This window comes from Paraburkholderia elongata (genome assembly GCF_013177735.1).
Lineage (GTDB): Bacteria > Pseudomonadota > Gammaproteobacteria > Burkholderiales > Burkholderiaceae > Paraburkholderia > Paraburkholderia elongata.
In genome coordinates this window covers 21,415-37,025 of record NZ_WOEZ01000005.1, presented here as the reverse complement: position 1 = coordinate 37,025, position 15,611 = coordinate 21,415, and the positions used below count along the sequence as shown (strand labels likewise).

At 59.2% G+C, this 15,611-nt stretch carries 14 protein-coding genes; 11 read left to right on the top strand and 3 right to left on the bottom strand.

Going from position 1 to position 15,611, the window contains the following annotated elements; all coding sequences use genetic code 11:
• Positions 1–30: 30 nt before the first annotated feature.
• From GNZ13_RS00890 to GNZ13_RS00880, 3 genes are read right to left on the bottom strand one after another with little or no spacing between them, the layout of a single operon-like run.
• Positions 31–396, bottom strand: a complete 366-nt coding sequence (locus GNZ13_RS00890; protein ID WP_172159638.1) for a VOC family protein — start codon at positions 394–396, stop codon at positions 31–33.
• Positions 397–454: 58 nt separating this feature from the next.
• Positions 455–2,116: an AMP-binding protein gene (locus GNZ13_RS00885; protein WP_172159636.1), complete on the bottom strand. Its 1,662-nt coding sequence runs from the start codon at positions 2,114–2,116 to the stop codon at positions 455–457.
• A 34-nt stretch (positions 2,117–2,150) separates the two neighbouring features.
• Positions 2,151–2,939 carry an enoyl-CoA hydratase/isomerase family protein gene (locus GNZ13_RS00880; protein ID WP_172159634.1) on the bottom strand — a complete coding sequence of 263 codons (789 nt, stop codon included), beginning with the start codon at positions 2,937–2,939 and terminating at the stop codon, positions 2,151–2,153.
• Positions 2,940–3,415: 476 nt separating this feature from the next.
• On the opposite strand from GNZ13_RS00880, the gene GNZ13_RS00875 reads away from it, so the two are divergent.
• The 11 genes from GNZ13_RS00875 to GNZ13_RS00825 all read left to right on the top strand — a co-directional run bounded on the left by GNZ13_RS00875 (position 3,416) and on the right by GNZ13_RS00825 (position 15,607).
• A complete protein-coding gene (locus GNZ13_RS00875; protein ID WP_172159700.1) occupies positions 3,416–4,279 on the top strand; it encodes an aldo/keto reductase family oxidoreductase in 864 nt (287 codons plus the stop codon).
• 74 nt (positions 4,280–4,353) lie between these two features.
• Entirely contained in the window at positions 4,354–5,361 is a 1,008-nt protein-coding gene (locus tag GNZ13_RS00870) for a zinc-binding alcohol dehydrogenase family protein (RefSeq protein ID WP_172159632.1), read from the top strand.
• 138 nt (positions 5,362–5,499) lie between these two features.
• Positions 5,500–6,192, top strand: coding sequence for a TetR/AcrR family transcriptional regulator (locus GNZ13_RS00865; RefSeq protein WP_172159630.1), 693 nt, complete (start codon positions 5,500–5,502; stop codon positions 6,190–6,192).
• A 327-nt stretch (positions 6,193–6,519) separates the two neighbouring features.
• Positions 6,520–7,206 (top strand): TetR/AcrR family transcriptional regulator, encoded by a 687-nt coding sequence (locus GNZ13_RS00860; RefSeq protein ID WP_172159628.1) that lies wholly within the window; start codon positions 6,520–6,522, stop codon positions 7,204–7,206.
• Positions 7,207–7,472: 266 nt separating this feature from the next.
• Positions 7,473–7,799: a DUF4148 domain-containing protein gene (locus GNZ13_RS00855; protein WP_172159626.1), complete on the top strand. Its 327-nt coding sequence runs from the start codon at positions 7,473–7,475 to the stop codon at positions 7,797–7,799.
• Positions 7,800–8,148: 349 nt separating this feature from the next.
• Positions 8,149–8,796, top strand: a complete 648-nt coding sequence (locus GNZ13_RS00850) for a TetR/AcrR family transcriptional regulator (protein WP_172159624.1) — start codon at positions 8,149–8,151, stop codon at positions 8,794–8,796.
• Positions 8,797–8,899: 103 nt separating this feature from the next.
• On the top strand, positions 8,900–10,177 hold the full coding sequence (locus tag GNZ13_RS00845) for a cytochrome P450 family protein (RefSeq protein ID WP_216674666.1): 1,278 nt from the start codon (positions 8,900–8,902) through the stop codon (positions 10,175–10,177).
• A gap of 11 nt (positions 10,178–10,188) precedes the next feature.
• Positions 10,189–11,610: an aldehyde dehydrogenase family protein gene (locus GNZ13_RS00840; protein WP_172159622.1), complete on the top strand. Its 1,422-nt coding sequence runs from the start codon at positions 10,189–10,191 to the stop codon at positions 11,608–11,610.
• Positions 11,611–11,672: 62 nt separating this feature from the next.
• A complete protein-coding gene (locus tag GNZ13_RS00835; protein ID WP_172159620.1) occupies positions 11,673–12,713 on the top strand; it encodes an alcohol dehydrogenase catalytic domain-containing protein in 1,041 nt (346 codons plus the stop codon).
• Positions 12,714–12,725: 12 nt separating this feature from the next.
• Positions 12,726–14,300: a class I adenylate-forming enzyme family protein gene (locus GNZ13_RS00830; RefSeq protein ID WP_172159617.1), complete on the top strand. Its 1,575-nt coding sequence runs from the start codon at positions 12,726–12,728 to the stop codon at positions 14,298–14,300.
• Between the two features lie 95 nt (positions 14,301–14,395).
• On the top strand, positions 14,396–15,607 hold the full coding sequence (locus tag GNZ13_RS00825; RefSeq protein ID WP_172159615.1) for an acetyl-CoA C-acetyltransferase: 1,212 nt from the start codon (positions 14,396–14,398) through the stop codon (positions 15,605–15,607).
• The last annotated feature ends 4 nt before the right edge of the window (positions 15,608–15,611 follow it).

Below are 15,611 nucleotides of genomic sequence, written 5' to 3'. Positions count from 1 at the left end.
GAAATGAGTGATCTTCTGACTTAGCGCGACTTAGTGCGCCGGAGATTTGCTGAATACCTGAAAGATGTTCTCTTCCGGATCCTTGTAGGTGGCAACGACGCCGTGTGTGCCCATGTCGCGCTGCGCGAGTAGCTGGCCGCCCGAGGACACGATTTTCTGCCGAACCTCGTCCTGGACCTCCCCGGCGACTTGGAAGATGGGGACGGCCCCGACGGCTCCTTGTGCCGCTTCCTCTGCCGAACTTAGAGCAAATGCGCTGCGCTGCAGGCGGAATTGAGTCCACTTGTTCTCGTCGCGGAACTGGACAGGCATTCCCAGCGCCGATACATAGAAATCTTCCAACCTGGCAATATCCTTCGCGACGAAATAGACGGTTTGTATGTCAACTTCTGCCATGGCAGCACTCCGGTAAATGGTGGTAACGGAACTGATGTGATCTCCTCACTGAGGAGCGTCACGCTGTCTGTTGTTCTTTCAGATCAAGCTCGTCGCTCATGATTTGTCGAATCAGGTACTTCTGGATTTTTCCCGTCACGGTGGTCGGAAACGAGTCGACAAAGCGGATGTATTTGGGAACTTTGTAATGCGCTATCCGGCCCTTGCAAAAGTCGCGGACTGCGGCGTCGTCGAGAGCCGCCCCCGGACTGACGACGATCCATGCGCAGAGTTCTTCGCCGAAATGCTTGTCCGGTACGCCGACCACCTGCACGTCGAGAACGCCCGGGCAGGTATACAGAAACTCTTCGATCTCCCTGGGATAAAGGTTTTCACCGCCGCGGATGACCATATCCTTGATGCGCCCGACGATGTTGATGTAGCCGTCCGAATCCATCGTGGCGAGATCGCCCGAGTGCATCCAGCCTTCGGCGTCGATTGCCTCGCGCGTCCGGTCGGGCTGGTCCCAGTAGCCAAGCATGACCGAGTAGCCACGGGTGCAGAGTTCGCCGGGCTGACCGCGCTCCACGGTCTGGCCGGTCAGCGGATCGATAATCTTTATTTCGAGGTGAGGCAACACCTGACCGACCGTGGATACCCGCTTCTCGACCGGGGTATCCGTCATGCTTTGGCAACTCACGGGACTCGTTTCCGTCATGCCATAAGCGATCGTGATCTCGGGCAGATGCATGTCGCCGACAACCCGCTTCATGATCTCGATAGGGCAAGGCGAACCGGCCATGATGCCGGTGCGCAGGCTGCTCATATCGAACTCCGCAAAGCGCGGGTGATTGAGCGCAGCAATGAACATGGTCGGCACCCCGTACAGCGCCGTGCATTTTTCTGCCTGTACGGTCTCCAGAACGGCTTCGGCGTCGAAGCGCTCCGCGGGGTAGACGATCGTCGAACCATGGGTCAGGCAAGCCAGATTGCCCATGACCATGCCGAAGCAGTGGTACATCGGGACCGGGACGCATACTCGATCCGCGTGGGTGAGCTTCATGCACTCGCCCACGAAGAAACCGTTGTTCAGGATGTTGCGATGACTCAGGGTAGCGGCCTTGGGAAGCCCCGTTGTCCCGCTGGTGAACTGGATGTTGACGGCATCGTCCGGGCGCACGGTGCGGCGTACGGCCTGAAGCGATGCGCTGTCTGCATCGGCGAAGCTGAGTAGGTCGGAGAAGCGTTGGGCGCCAGCTTCGTCTGGGCAGTCCGCCTCGTCTATCCACCAGATTGTCTCAAGGCTCGGCAGCCGGGCTTTTCCCAGCTCCCGCAACATGTTCAAGTACTCGCTCGAGCGGTATCTGACCATCGTCACGATGGCCTTGCACCCCACCAGGTTGAGTGCATGCTCCAGCTCCGAGGTCCGATAGGCCGGGTTGATGTTGACGAGTATCAGCCCAGCCTTTGCAGTAGCTATCTGCAGCAGCAGCCAGGCGATGTTCGTGTGGGACCAGATTCCGATCCGGTCGCCGGGCTTGAGCCCTGACGCGAGAAGTGCGGCCGCAAGCCGGTCTGACTTTTCGCGAAGGTCGCCGTAGCTTAGCTGGACCCCTTCATGCCGGCTGACTACCGCAACGTGTTCGCCCATTTGGCTGGCGATCTCGTCGAATGAATCGCCAATTGTCTTGTCGATCAGCTCTGGTAAACGTGTTCCGCGCTCATATGAAAGTGTGTTCATCGGTATCTTCCGCGCAATGGGCTTGTCTGAAGGCTCATTTGCCAAGAAAAACGACCGGAGCCGGTTCTTCGCCACGAGCGACGGCTTCTGCACGTGCAGTTCGCCCTTTCCTGGCGTCTTCCGTCATGTGCAGCCCCATGGTGAGGTCGAGGACCAGCGCGTCGGCACCGGGCACGCCGCCGCCTGACCATGCCTTGAGGAGGGCGCGAATGGCGCCATACGAGCGCGTAGGGCCGTTGGCAAGCTTGATGGCGAGATCCTCCGCGACATTCTCGACCTGATCTTCGCCGACAACGAAGGCGGCGACGCCGAGCTGACCCGCGGTCGCGCCGGACATGGGTTCGCTTAGCATCGCGTAGCGCGCTGCATACGCACGCCCCACTCTTTCCGCCAGGCGCTGCACGCCGCCCGCAACAGGTGCCGAGCCAACGGACGCTTCAATGCACCGGAAGGTGGCGTTCCCCGCCGCGACGATAAAGTCGCAAGCGAGAGCCAGCTCGAATGCGCCGCCAAATGCTGCGCCGCGCACTGCGGCAATCGTTGGAATCTGGAGGGCTTCGATTGACCGATAGGTATGGTGAATCTGCGATATGAAGGTCCGCCAATCATCGAAACCTTTGTCGATGAAATCGAGGACGTCTCCGCCCTTGCTGAAATCGGGGCCCTGTGCACGGATCAGGAGCGACCGGATATCGGCCTTGCTGGCTTCCCGGACGGAGCTCTCGAGGCTGTCAGCGAAATCAGCCGCGATGAGATTCGAGGGAGGATTGGCCAATACGATATGACCTACGTTCTGACGACGTTCAAAATAGATGCTTTTCATTGAAAGGAATCCTTAATAAATGATGGCGATCCTGAAACCTCGATGTCTCCTGTCAGGCGCTATGCTGCGAACGTTCAACAATAGTGAATGCGTACAGCATAGTTGTATATTAGGATGTCGGCGGAAGCGTGTCAACCTATTCGCCGATGACGGCGTGATCGGGATCGCGCCCCAGGCCCAAAGCCGGAAGAGGTCAGTGATTTGGTTCAACGGTGGCTCTAAGTTGAGCCTTTAACGTTCTATCCCGCGCAACGGTGCGTTGCAGTTCAGGACATATGCGAACTATCGTCGTGGATATAGCATTCCCGACGAGGCAAACCATCGGTAATTTCAGTGGCTACCGATCTTGTTGTTGATGGCGGCATGAAGGTCTGGTGATCGTCAGGCCTGCCGCCGCCACGCAGACGGCGATGGATGGCATGACCATCATCGGCCTGCAGGCAGAAGAAAAACCAACGCAACACAGGAGCTTCATCATGACGAAAACAAGCACTCTCGGGTCGTTCATGCTCGGGGACCGCCACGTGAGCCGTATGGGCTACGGTGCCATGCAACTCGCCGGCCCTGGCGTGTTCGGGCCGCCAAAGGATCGAGACACGGCGATTGCTGTCCTGCGTGAGGCAGTGGCGAGCGGCGTCAACCATATCGATACGAGCGACTTCTACGGTCCCCATGTAACGAACCAGCTCATTCGAGAGGCGCTACATCCGTATCGTTACGACCTCACGATCGTAACCAAGGTAGGTGCCGTGCGCGGTAGCGATGCCTCATGGAACCCGGCGCAGAGCCCGGCCGAACTCATCGCGGCGGTGCACGACAACCTGCGCAATCTGCATGTGGATGTCCTCGATGTCGTCAATCTGCGCACCATGGGGGACCACAGTGGTCCGGCCGAGGGATCGATCGCCGAGCAGTTTACGGTCCTTGCCCAGCTGCAGCAGCAGGGCTTGGTACGGCATCTGGGTCTCAGCAACGTGACCGCCGCGCAGATCAAGGAGGCACAGTCGATTGCCCCGGTCGTCTGCGTGCAAAACATGTTCAATGTGATGCACCGCCACGACGGCCCGTTAGTCGATGCGCTCGCCCAGCAGGGCATCGCCTATGTGCCGTTCTTCCCGCTGGGCGGCTTCACGCCTTTGCAGTCTGCGACGCTGTCCGAAGTGGCGTCGTCCCTGGACGCAACGCCGATGCAGGTGGCGCTGGCGTGGCTGCTGCAGCGCTCGCCAAACATCCTCCTGATCCCCGGTACGTCGTCGCTCAAACATCTGCGCGAAAACCTGGCGGCTGGCTCGCTCGCCCTCCCGGCTGACGTGCTCGAACAACTGGACGGCACGATTTGAACTCGCGCAAGGTGGACCTGCGCTTCGCGTGGCCTTGCCAGGAAAGTTCGGCATAAGCAGCATTGGAGAAGGTAATGAAGGCGATTGGTTATGCAGCAAAGGGGGGCGTCGAGGTTTTGACCGACCTTGAACTTCCGATGCCTGAACCTGGCCCGCACGATTTGCGAGTCGCCGTGAGAGCGGTGTCGGTGAATCCTGTCGATGTGAAGCGCCGTCGCTGGGAAGATCCTTCGGAGAGCCCGCTTCCGAGAGTGTTGGGTTACGATGCGGCGGGCGTGGTCGTTGCGGTTGGAAGCGATGTCACCCTTTTCAAACCGGGTGACGAGGTCTTCTATGCAGGCGCGATGGACCGCCCCGGGACAAACTCGGAGTTTCATCTCGTCGACGAGCGGATCGTCGGGCCCAAGCCCTCCTCATTGTCGTTCGCCGAGGCGGCGGCCTTGCCGCTCACTTCAATCACTGCATGGGAAATGCTCTTCGACCGCATGAAGGTGCCGCGCGGCGTGCACACACCCAGCGGCACGCTGCTCGTTCTGAACGGAGCAGGTGGCGTCGGCTCCATGTTGATCCAGCTAGCGAACCGCCTCACGGGCCTCACTGTCATCGCCACTGCATCCCGGCCCGAAAGTGTCGAGTGGGTGCGCAAGCTCGGCGCGAAGCACGTTGCCGACCACAGCAAGCCCATCGACGAAGCGCTGCAAGCAATCGGTTTCAGTGGCGTGGACTATATCGGGGCGATCACTTCGACGCCCGGCACCGCGCCCAGTCTCGCCCGCGCGATGAACCCCCAGGGCCATATCACGCTGATCGACAACTTTGACGACAGCATTGCGCCGTTCAAGCCAAAGAGCATCACTGTTTCGTGGGAGATGATGTTCACCCGGTCGCTGTTCCAGACAGCGGACATGGATGCCCAGCACCGCCTGCTGAAAGAAGTGTCGGCAATGGTCGATGCCGGCGTGCTGCGGACGACGCTCACGCACGTGGAGGGGCCCTTGACGGCAGCGAATCTTCGCCGGGCCCACGAACGGATCGAAACGGGAAGGGCTATCGGAAAAACCGTGCTGGAAGGCTTCCAATGATGATTGTCGCCTCTGTGTGGCGTGGTTAGTAGCTGTTCCGGCATTAGTCGCGTAGCGCAAAGCTGCTGCTTTGTTACGAGAATCGTCACAGCAGTCTTTGGAGCCGGTTCGGCTGCTGACACAAAGGATGACTGAACGATGTGGAAAGCAATGGTGGATGAATTTGCTCAGCCAAATGAACCTGAACCGGAATCGTTGCGGGTCGCGCGGTCCGCGATCCGTCGAAAGAACAGGAGACAACCGCAGGCTGCAACCGGCAATCTCCGGAACATCATTCTTGAAGCCGCGGTAGCGCTTTTCTATCGCGAGCCTGTCGAGTCGTTGAATCTCGAGCGGCTCGCCGATCAAACGGGGCTCAGTAAGAGACGCATTTATCGGATTTTCGGGTCGCGTAAGGCGTTTTTACAAGCTTACGTAGACTGGCTTTGTGATCGTGAGCGCGCGCGGTGGCATGAAGCTGGACATCGATCTGGCGAGGAGCCTGTCCAACACTTGCTCGAGCTCTTTATCGATGTCGCGGTCGATCTGGCTTCCGATGGTTATCAGCGCGGGCAACCTCAGATGTCGGTGGTGCAGTTCACCGACGAGGAGCATCCTGTCAGGCTATCGCGTACCAATCTTGGTCGGGAGTTTCGAGCACTATTGATGCGACTGGCAGTTGCCGCAAATGCAGTGGACGCTGAGGCGTTAGCGGATACGTTGATGATGCTTTGGGAAGGTGCAACATCCGATTTCAAATCAAGCAGCGATTCCCGGCGGGTCGCTCAGCGTTTGCCGACCCTGGTTGACCACATAATCAAGAGCTACGTGCCGGGCCCGGGAGGTCCGTAGGCGTGGCAGTCCGACATCCGCGATGCGCGGCCGTCAACGACGGCAAGCTTCACAAAGGTCTCTCACACTGTGCCACGGTTCTTGACCTTCGTTGAACCTGTCGCATGTTGCCGATTTTGCCGGGCACAACTCAATTTGGCATCTCGGACCTAAGTACCCCCTGCGCGGCGCCGCCGGAAACATCGAAAGGAGTTTGCTAAGTCGAAGCGCCGGCAAATGCCATCGCCACTATGACATGACAGATTCAGGGCGTTACCGAAACGAGTAGACAATACGTTTTGGAGCAAGCTACTATACTGTACGTCTGGTCAAAGTGATATCTATAATATGGCGCCACGCATCCCAAGCGCGAACAAGGCAGTCGCCACTGGGCGCCCGGCGGAACTGAAGCGGGCAGAGCAGCCGCGAGCTCAGGAGACCCGATCTGCCATTCTTCGCGCCGCGCTATCAGAGTTCGCCGAGAAGGGGTACGACGCTGCCAGCATTCGCAATATCGCGGAGCGTATCGGGCTGCAGCACCCTCTCATTACCTACCACTATCGTTCGAAAGAGGTTCTTTGGCAGGCCGTGGCGGAATACGTCTTCGCACGCATACGGGAGGAATGGGATGCGCATCTGGCGGACTCCGGCGCAATTAGCTCCGAAGAACGCTTGCAGTTGGCGTACGGAACGCTATTTCGCTTCACAGTGAAGTTTCCTGAGTTTGACCGCTTCATGCGCCAGGAGATGTTGGGATACAGTCCACGGCTCCAATGGCTCGCCGATACGGTATTGAAGCCGCTGATCGACTGGCTACTGCCGCAGATTTCCGATGCACAGGCCAGAGGCGCATTGCCAAAAGTCGAGCCGATTCTCTTCCATTACCTGATGATCAGTCTGACGTCCGCGCTTGCGAGTTTTGGACCCGAATTGTCTGTCACCAGCAAGCTTTCGCCCTCCGATCCGACCGTTGTTGACGCGTATTGGCGAGCGGTTGAATCGTTGGTATTTGGAAGGACGAAGGTGTCGAAGTAAAACGGCGAGTTGCAGGTTGGTCACTGAGCCGCGTGCAACGTCGGCAAGTCTGTGTGATTATGTCGGATTCCTTATAATTAGATGGCGTCGCCGGATTTCATGCAACGTGACCGGTGACCATGGTAATGCGTCGTCGTGGTTATGGTGTCGTCGGTCAGGAGGCGACGGTTGGTGGATGATCAGATTACTGTGCGATTCAGGAACACCGTTGCGCTAAATGTGATGCGTTAAGCAAGTTCACTTCAACTATAGACAAGGAGTAGCCAATGCGTTCATCCGTGAGCAAGATGACTTTCGTTGCTGTAGCGTTGCTGCTGGGCCACGCCGTTCCGGTGCTTGCGCAAACCGCCGCCAGCGCAACCGTTGTCGATCAAACTGCCTCAGGAACCAAACCCGGCGATAAGGCTGCGCAGAAGAAGCAGCTCAAAGCCCAACACAAGGCTGAGCGCAAGGAAGCGCGCGCGAAAAATACGGCTGAATTGAAGAAGCTCGAGGCAGAGGGCTACCAGCCCGGGACGAACGACCCTAACTACCCGCAGAGCTTGCAGAACGCACAAAAAAAGGCCGCCGCTGCCGGTGGCGCAAGCCAGTAGAAGTCCTTGATGTCGGTCAGCTAGAGTTTGCATGGCGGGCCGATTCGTCCTTCGAAGTCGGCTCCGCGATCGCGGCCAGTGGCTGATCCCTTTCGATGTGCATAGAAAGGTGCATAGACGACACTGCGTCCCTTGAGCGCTATCTCCGCCTCTCTAACTATTGGCCTCCAATCCCTGTTGGTAGCATCCGAAGCACGATGCGAACACCGAACACGTCCACCTTTTGGGGTTCAATGTTGCCCGCCTGGGAGATACCCTGAGAAGATCTAAAACGAAAATGAATTCAGTTTCATTTTTAGAATGTGGCTGCTATAGTGCAGTCATGAATCGTGACCTGATTGGTGTGGACATGGAAATCGACGAGGCCTCCAGGCCGCGGGCAGGAGCAAAGCGCAGCAAAACGGAAGCAGCCATCAAGGACGCAGCGCGACGGGTGCTGGCACGTGACGGATACGTGAACGCCAAGATCGGCGACATTGCGGAGGAGGCCGGCAAGGCAATCGGCTCCTTCTATCAGTATTTCAAGAACAAGGAGGAGCTGCTGCTCGCGCTCGCGGACGAGTTTCGGATCGCTTTGCGTGACAACATCAGCCCCCCTTGTAGCATTGACGAAGATCCGTTTGAGAACCTCCGTCAAATGCTGCTCTCGTTCTGGCGTGTCTATCGTGCACATGGCGCGGTCGCGGTCGCCGTTTTCCAGGCATCGATGGTGGACGAGTCGTTCGCGGCTATCTGGCGCGAGATTCGTGCAGAGGGCATTCGTGTCAGTAGCACGCGTATTCGCCTTGCGCAGCGGCTCGGATATTGCACCGGCGTCGACCCGGAGATCGCAGGTTCCAGCTTGTGTTCCATGATTGAGTTCACTTGCTACAACTGGGTCGTTGGCAACGGCGACCTCGAAATGCTCGGCCGGGACGTGAACGACGAAGTGCTCACGGACACCCTGACGAAGATGGTGGTAGGCGCCATCAGTTGGCGCGAACAGCCCCAGCCCTAAGTTCCCCAGACTCACAGCAATGGCGAGATGCCCCCCGGCAGGGTGGCGCTCGTCTGTACGCCGCGCACACACGTCCGGCAAGAAAATACTCATGGAGGCAGCAATGATGGCCCACGTCCCTGATGCAAGTGATGAGTTGTTCAATCTCCCCCACTGCGAGCGAATGCTCGATCCTCAACCCGTGTACAAGGAACTGGCGGCAAAAGGGCCAGTCGTGCGCGCTCGCAACGCCGTTGGGACGGAGATCTACCTGATCACCCGTTGGGCTGAAGGCTTGGCTGCGCTGAATGACCCGCGCATCGCCAAGGGGTCGCAGTACATGCAACTGGCGCTCGCAAAGACCGGCAAGAGTGGCCCGAGTTCGGGCTTCCCGATCTCAGGTGCGAAAGCGGGCAATCTGCTCAATACCGATGCGCCCGAACACACGCGATTGCGCTCGCTGGTGAATCTCGCATTTTCGCCGCGGCGGCTCGAGGGGCTCCGCGCGATGATCGAAAAAATGGTCGATGACCTCATCGACGCGATGCGGGGGCGCGACACTGTCGATCTGATCGCAGACTTTGCGTATCCGATCGGTATCACGGTGATTTGCACGATGCTGGGCGTGCCGGAGGACCGGCGGGACGATTTTCGACAGTGGGCGGCATGGGCCATGACTCCCGGCCACAATGACCAGGAGCGCGGCATCGCTTTGCTCCAGGACTACATCGCAGAGCTGATTGAGGGCAAGCGCGCGGCAGTTCCGGCAGATGCGTCGCCCGACGAACAACCGGACTTGCTGTCGGCCATGATTGCTGCGCGCAATGCGAAGGATGCGTTGAGTGACGACGAACTCCGAAGCATGGCTTACCTGCTTCTCATCGCCGGACACGAAACGACCGTCGGACTGATCGGGAACACGTTGCTGCACCTTCTGCGCAACCCGGAGCAAATGGAGTTGCTCCGGGCCGACCCGGCGCTTGTCAAACAGGCTGTAGAGGAAACTCTGCGCTACGACGGCTCCGTGCATCGGACAACCTTCCGCGTCACCATCGATGACGTAACCATCGGCGACACCACGATTCCGAGCGGGAGCTTCGTTCAGGTCCTCATCGCCGCATTGAATCGCGATCCCGCTCGATTTGAAGATCCCGATCGCTTCGACATTACTCGCACGGTCAAACAGCACCTCGCGTTCGGCCATGGCCCGCACTTCTGCCTTGGCTCCCATCTTGCACGGATGGAGGCGCAGACTGCTGTCGGTCGTGTCGTGAAGGCGTTCCCGCAGATCACCCTTGCATGCGACCCGGAGGATATTCCGTGGGTGAGCACCGTGATTCGCGGTGCGCAATCGATGCCGGCCAATCTGAATGCCGCGACGTCGGTCCTCGAATCGCAATAAGAGAGGTATCGATGGAAGCGTATTTCAATCTCGTCGGTGGATCGAGCGCGAGCGTGTCGGATGTCTACGACGTGAAAGATCCTGCAACTCTGGGCATTGTCGCGCGGGCGCCGATTTCCACACTCGCTGATCTCGACGATGCGGTTTCTGCAGGCAACGCGGCCTCGCGCGGAATGTGGGCTTACGACCTGTCGATTCGCAGGTCATTACTGGCGCAATGTGCAAGCAGAATCGAAGCCTGCAGCGACGAGCTCGCCAATGTTCTCAGTCAAGAGCAAGGCAAGCCTGTGGCTGCGGCCAAAGCGGAAATCGGGCTCGCGGTGCGTCTGCTCGCGCATTATGCGCAAAAGGACGAACGCAAGGAGACGTTGCGTCGCCGCCCCACCGAATATGTCGACGTGGTGCGCGCGCCCATTGGCACGGTTGGTTTGATCGTGCCATGGAATTATCCGATCGCGATCCTGATGATGAAGCTGGCTCCCGCTCTCTGGGCGGGGAACACCGTTGTTATCAAGCCTGCACCGTCGACGCCGCTGACCACGCTGAAGCTCTGTGCACGACTCGCGGAGATTCTGCCCGCCGGGGTGATCAATACTGTCACAGGCGAAGGCGACATCGGCCAGGCCCTGGTCGAGCATGCCGGCATCCGTAAGGTTTCCTTCACAGGATCAACGCCAACTGGCATTCGTGTGATGAGCAGCGCTGCACCCATGTTGAAGCGATTGACGCTGGAGCTGGGTGGGAACGACGCGGCGATCGTCTGCCATGATGCAAACGTCACCGCCATCGCGCCACGGATCTTTGCCAACGCATTTACGAATGCCGGCCAACTGTGCTGCGCGATCAAACGGCTGTACGTTCATCGCAGCGTATTTGATCAGATGGCCGAGCGCCTTACCGACATCGCTCGCCACTGGCGCGTAGGGCCGGGACTTCACCCAGAAACACAAATGGGGCCGCTGAACAACCGGGCGCAGCGCGATCATGTCCGCGCGCTACTTGACGATGCCGTAGCGCACGGTGGGACGATTCACGTTGGTGGAGAGTCTCTGGCAGGCTATGACGGTTACTTTCTGAAGCCAGCGATCGTTTCCGGCGTCAGCGACGAGTCCCGCATCGTCAAAGAGGAGCAGTTCGGGCCGGCCCTCCCTGTGCTTCCGTTTGATAGCGTCGACGAAGCGATTGATCGAGCCAATGCTTCCGAGTTTGGACTTGGCGGCTCGATCTGGTCCAGTAACGTCATCGCGGCTGCAGATGCGGCCTCCCGATTGGAGGCGGTCAATCTTTACGTCAACCAGCATGCCGTACCGCCTGATCCGGAGTTGCCATTCGGTGGCATGAAGGCAAGCGGCTTTGGGTATGAACTGGGTGACTGGGGCTGCGATGACTTCAGCATCCGCAAAGTCCTGAACGTCAATACGGGAGTTGCGTGATGCGAAGAATGCGTGCCGCTTTGCTTGAGTCACCCGGGACCCCGCTCAGGATCGTCGACGACGTGGAGATCGACGATCCCCGCGATGACGAAGTGCTTGTCCGGATCCGTCACTGTGGCGTTTGTCATTCGGACCTCGGCATCGTCGACGGAAAAATGCCCTATCCGCTCCCGGCAATCCTTGGACATGAAGCGTCCGGCACGGTCGAGGCGCTCGGCAGCGGCGTGACCGATCTGAAGATCGGCGATCGTGTGGTGTTGTCGATGAGACCTCCCTGCGGCCGATGCGAATTCTGCCTGGGCGATCAGCCTGTTCTATGTAGCGCCGCGCAGAGTCCTGCAACTTCGAATACGCCGGGCGCCTCGCGGCTGCGCCGCAACGGCGCACCAATCACCCAGGGATTGCGATTGGGCGCGTTTGCGGAGTATGCGCTGGTCGAACGGGCTGGTGTCGTAGTGGTGCCGGATAGCGTCCCGCTGAGTCAAGCGGCGGTGGTCGGCTGTGCGGTGCAGACGGGACTCGGTTCGGTGTTCAACATCGCGCAGGTGAGCACAGGGAAAACCGCAGTCGTTATCGGACTTGGCGGAATTGGTCTCTCCACAGTCCAGGGTTTGACTCTCGCCGGTGTCAAAACCCTGGTAGGCATAGACCCGCACCAGACACGACGCGACAAGTCGTTGATGCTCGGCGTGAGCGCTGCGTTTGACAGCGCCGACGAAGTTTTTGTGACGAGCGCCCTCGGCTGCGTGGAGAACGAAGGCTTCGATTACGTCTTTGATTGTGTTTGTGCACCGGGGACGATGCGGGCCGCGGCAAAGCTCGTCAAGAAGGGCGGTCAAATCGTCCTGGTCGGTGTGGCGAAGGGAGGAGACCCTGTCGCTATTCCAGCGTTGGAAGTCGTGCTCAAGCAGCTGAGCATCAAGGGTTCCTTCCTGGGAAATTGTCATCCGCAACGCGACATGACCCGGTACCTCGACCTGTGTTGCGAAAGCAGACTCGATCTAAAGAGCCTCGTGACGAAAGAGCGCCCTTTGGAAGAGATCAACGAAGCGTTCGAAGACATGCGCAATGGCGTAGGCATTCGAACTGTACTTAGCGTTTAGCCAGGTGAGACGATGAATATGTGTCTGACGTCTTCGGTGAAGAGAGCGGCCCAAATCAATCCTGAGGGTTTGGCGATAGCAGGCCCGGGCGCGGTGTCGTGGAAGGCATTTGCTAAAAGAGTGAACTGTGTAGCCGGTGGACTTGGCGCCTTGGGCGTTCGCCCAGGCAATCGGGTTGCTTTGCTGTCACTCAACAGGCCCGAGTTTCTCGAGGCGCAGTACGCGATTTGGGCTGCTGGGGCAGTCCTGGTTCCGATCAACCATCGGCTCGCTGTGTCCGAGATCGTGGATATCCTGAGAGACGCCGAGGTCAGTTGTCTGGCCGTTGATGAGGACCATGCATCCATTGCGCTCGAAGTCACGGAGTCGGTCGAAAGCCTGCGATCGCTGATTGCGTTGCAAGTACCCGAGGCGCTACAGGCGACGGCCTCTGTTTCGGTCGCGTCACTTGCACAGTTGCGCGCTACGGATCCTGCGTCCGTCGAGCAGCGCGCCCCGAATAGCGACGAGACGACCGCTGCAATCTTTTATACCGGGGGCACGACGGGCCGGCCGAAGGGGGTCATGCTTTCGCATAGGTCGTTCGCTGTACAGGCGCTGGTGATGGCCAACGCGCTCCAATTCCAGTCCGACAGTGTCTATCTGCACGCGACGCCGATGTTCCACCTCGCGGATTTCGGGATCGGCCTTGCACTGACTGTCGCGGCCGGTGCGCACGCATTCCTGCCGCGCTTTGGCGCGGTTCAGGCTGTCGAGCGAATTGCGGAGGTCGGTGTGACCGAGGTCAATCTCGTCCCCACGATGCTTGCGGCGATGCTGGATCAGCTCTCCGTCTCGCAAGCGTCGGTATTGATGAACATTCGGACCGTCGCCTACGGGGGATCGTCGATCGCAGCACCGCTTCTGCAGCGGCTGATGCAGGTCATGCCGAACGCCCGCTTCAGGCAGTTCTATGGGATGACGGAGCTTTGCGGTGGCTGCACGACGTTGCCGCCCGAACGGCATGTGGTGGACGGCCGTCTCGCCGGCAAGCTTCGAAGCGCGGGCCAGGCTTTGCCGATGATGGAGGTCGCGATCAAAAGCGTCGATGGCGCACTGCTCGAAAATGGAGAGGTCGGCGAAATCGTCGTACGTGGTGCGCCGGTGATGCAAGGCTACTGGCGAAACGCCGCTGCGACAGAAGCGGTGCTCCGCGATGGCTGGCTGCATACCGGCGACGTCGGCTCGATTGACGACGACGGGTTTCTGACAATCATCGACCGGATCAAGGACATGATCGTTACCGGCGGCGAAAACGTCTATTCGGTTGAAGTTGAGAGCACGTTGGCGAGTCATCCCGACGTTGCCGCGTGCGCCGTAATCGGCTTGCCGGATCCTAAATGGGGTGAACGCGTCCACGCGGTGATCGTCAAGCGACCCAATACGGACTTGTCGGAAAGCGATTTGGACGAACACTGTCGGGCCCGGATTGCGGGATACAAGCGGCCGCGTAGCTATGAGATTCGCGAGGACGGCTTGCCCTTGAGTGGGGCGGGGAAAATCCGGAAGGCACAACTCAGGGAAGAAGCGCTTAGGAAGCCAAATTAGTAAGTCAAGTTAACGCCGCCAACGGCGGCATTTCTCATCGATCCAAACTCAAGCGCCTTGCGGCCATGCAAGGTGCAGGGGAGACTTTTACTCTCATGACACACGATGCCTACATTTTTGACGCCCTGCGTTCGCCACGAGGGCGCGGCAAGAAAGACGGGGGCCTTCACACCTTGTCGCCGGTCGAGCTCGCCAGCGAAGTGCTGAAAGCAATCCCGGCTCGCAACCCGGGCTTCGACAGCGAGAAAGTCGAAGACGTGATCTTCGGTTGCGCCGAAGCCGTCAACGATCAAGGCGCGAACCTCGCGCGGTCGGCCGCATTATACGCAGGCTACTCCGACTCGGTAGCGGGAAGCACCGTCGCGCGATTCTGCGGTTCCGGTCTCGAAGCGTTGAATATCGCGGCCTGCAAGGTCATGGCCGGTCAAGGCGATCTCTTCGTCGCGGGCGGTATCGAAATGATGTCGCTCGTCCCGATGCTTTCGACAGGCGGCCCGACGGTGAGCGATACGTTCTTCAACGACAAGTCGTGGGCGACTCCGCAAGGCGTGTCGGCCGACATGATCGCGACGATCGAGGGCTACAGTCGCGAGGATGTGGACGGATGGGCAGCGCAATCCCATCAGCGCGCGGCAAAGGCCGTTGCCGACGGCGCTTTCAGCCGGTCGCTGGTGCCGATTCACGATCGCAACGGAACGCTGATGCTCGATCACGACGAGCTCATTCGCCCGGAGACAAGCGTTGAAAGCCTCGCGAAGCTCAAGCCTTCCTTTGAGCGCGCCGCTGATGCCGGCTACGACATCACGATCCGGCGTCGCTATCCGCAAATCGACCGTCTGCTGCACGTGCACCACGCCGGGAATTCTTCTGGAATCGCGGATGGCGCTTCGGCTCTCCTGATTGGAAGCCTGGATGCCGCGGAATCGATTGGTATCAAACCACGCGCAAGGATTCGCGCCATTGCTCAGGTCGGAATCGAGCCTTGCATCATGCTGACCGGGCCTGTTGAAGCCAGCCGACGCGCACTTGCGCGCTGCGGGCTGGATTTTAAGGATGTCGATCTATTCGAGGTCAATGAAGCGTTTGCCTCGGTCGTCCTTTACTTCAACCAGTATGCAGGCGTCGATGCGGACAAGGTCAACGTGAACGGTGGCGCCATCGCGCTGGGTCACCCGATCGGAGCCACGGGCGGCATTCTCGTCGGCACGCTGATCGACGAACTTGAGCGCCGCGATGCGCGTATCGGCGTTGCAACCATGTGCACGGGATTGGGCATGGCAGTCGCAACGGTAATCGAACGAATCTGATTTA

Coding starts and splice junctions, on each gene's coding strand:
- GNZ13_RS00860 (WP_172159628.1), top strand. CDS start 6,520: ATGGCGCCACGCATCCCAAGCGCGAACAAGGCAGTCGCCACTGGGCGC.
- GNZ13_RS00850 (WP_172159624.1), top strand. CDS start 8,149: ATGGAAATCGACGAGGCCTCCAGGCCGCGGGCAGGAGCAAAGCGCAGC.
- GNZ13_RS00890 (WP_172159638.1), bottom strand. CDS start 396: ATGGCAGAAGTTGACATACAAACCGTCTATTTCGTCGCGAAGGATATT.
- GNZ13_RS00875 (WP_172159700.1), top strand. CDS start 3,416: ATGACGAAAACAAGCACTCTCGGGTCGTTCATGCTCGGGGACCGCCAC.
- GNZ13_RS00830 (WP_172159617.1), top strand. CDS start 12,726: ATGAATATGTGTCTGACGTCTTCGGTGAAGAGAGCGGCCCAAATCAAT.
- GNZ13_RS00855 (WP_172159626.1), top strand. CDS start 7,473: ATGCGTTCATCCGTGAGCAAGATGACTTTCGTTGCTGTAGCGTTGCTG.
- GNZ13_RS00885 (WP_172159636.1), bottom strand. CDS start 2,116: ATGAACACACTTTCATATGAGCGCGGAACACGTTTACCAGAGCTGATC.
- GNZ13_RS00880 (WP_172159634.1), bottom strand. CDS start 2,939: ATGAAAAGCATCTATTTTGAACGTCGTCAGAACGTAGGTCATATCGTA.
- GNZ13_RS00840 (WP_172159622.1), top strand. CDS start 10,189: ATGGAAGCGTATTTCAATCTCGTCGGTGGATCGAGCGCGAGCGTGTCG.
- GNZ13_RS00825 (WP_172159615.1), top strand. CDS start 14,396: ATGACACACGATGCCTACATTTTTGACGCCCTGCGTTCGCCACGAGGG.
- GNZ13_RS00845 (WP_216674666.1), top strand. CDS start 8,900: ATGATGGCCCACGTCCCTGATGCAAGTGATGAGTTGTTCAATCTCCCC.
- GNZ13_RS00865 (WP_172159630.1), top strand. CDS start 5,500: ATGTGGAAAGCAATGGTGGATGAATTTGCTCAGCCAAATGAACCTGAA.
- GNZ13_RS00870 (WP_172159632.1), top strand. CDS start 4,354: ATGAAGGCGATTGGTTATGCAGCAAAGGGGGGCGTCGAGGTTTTGACC.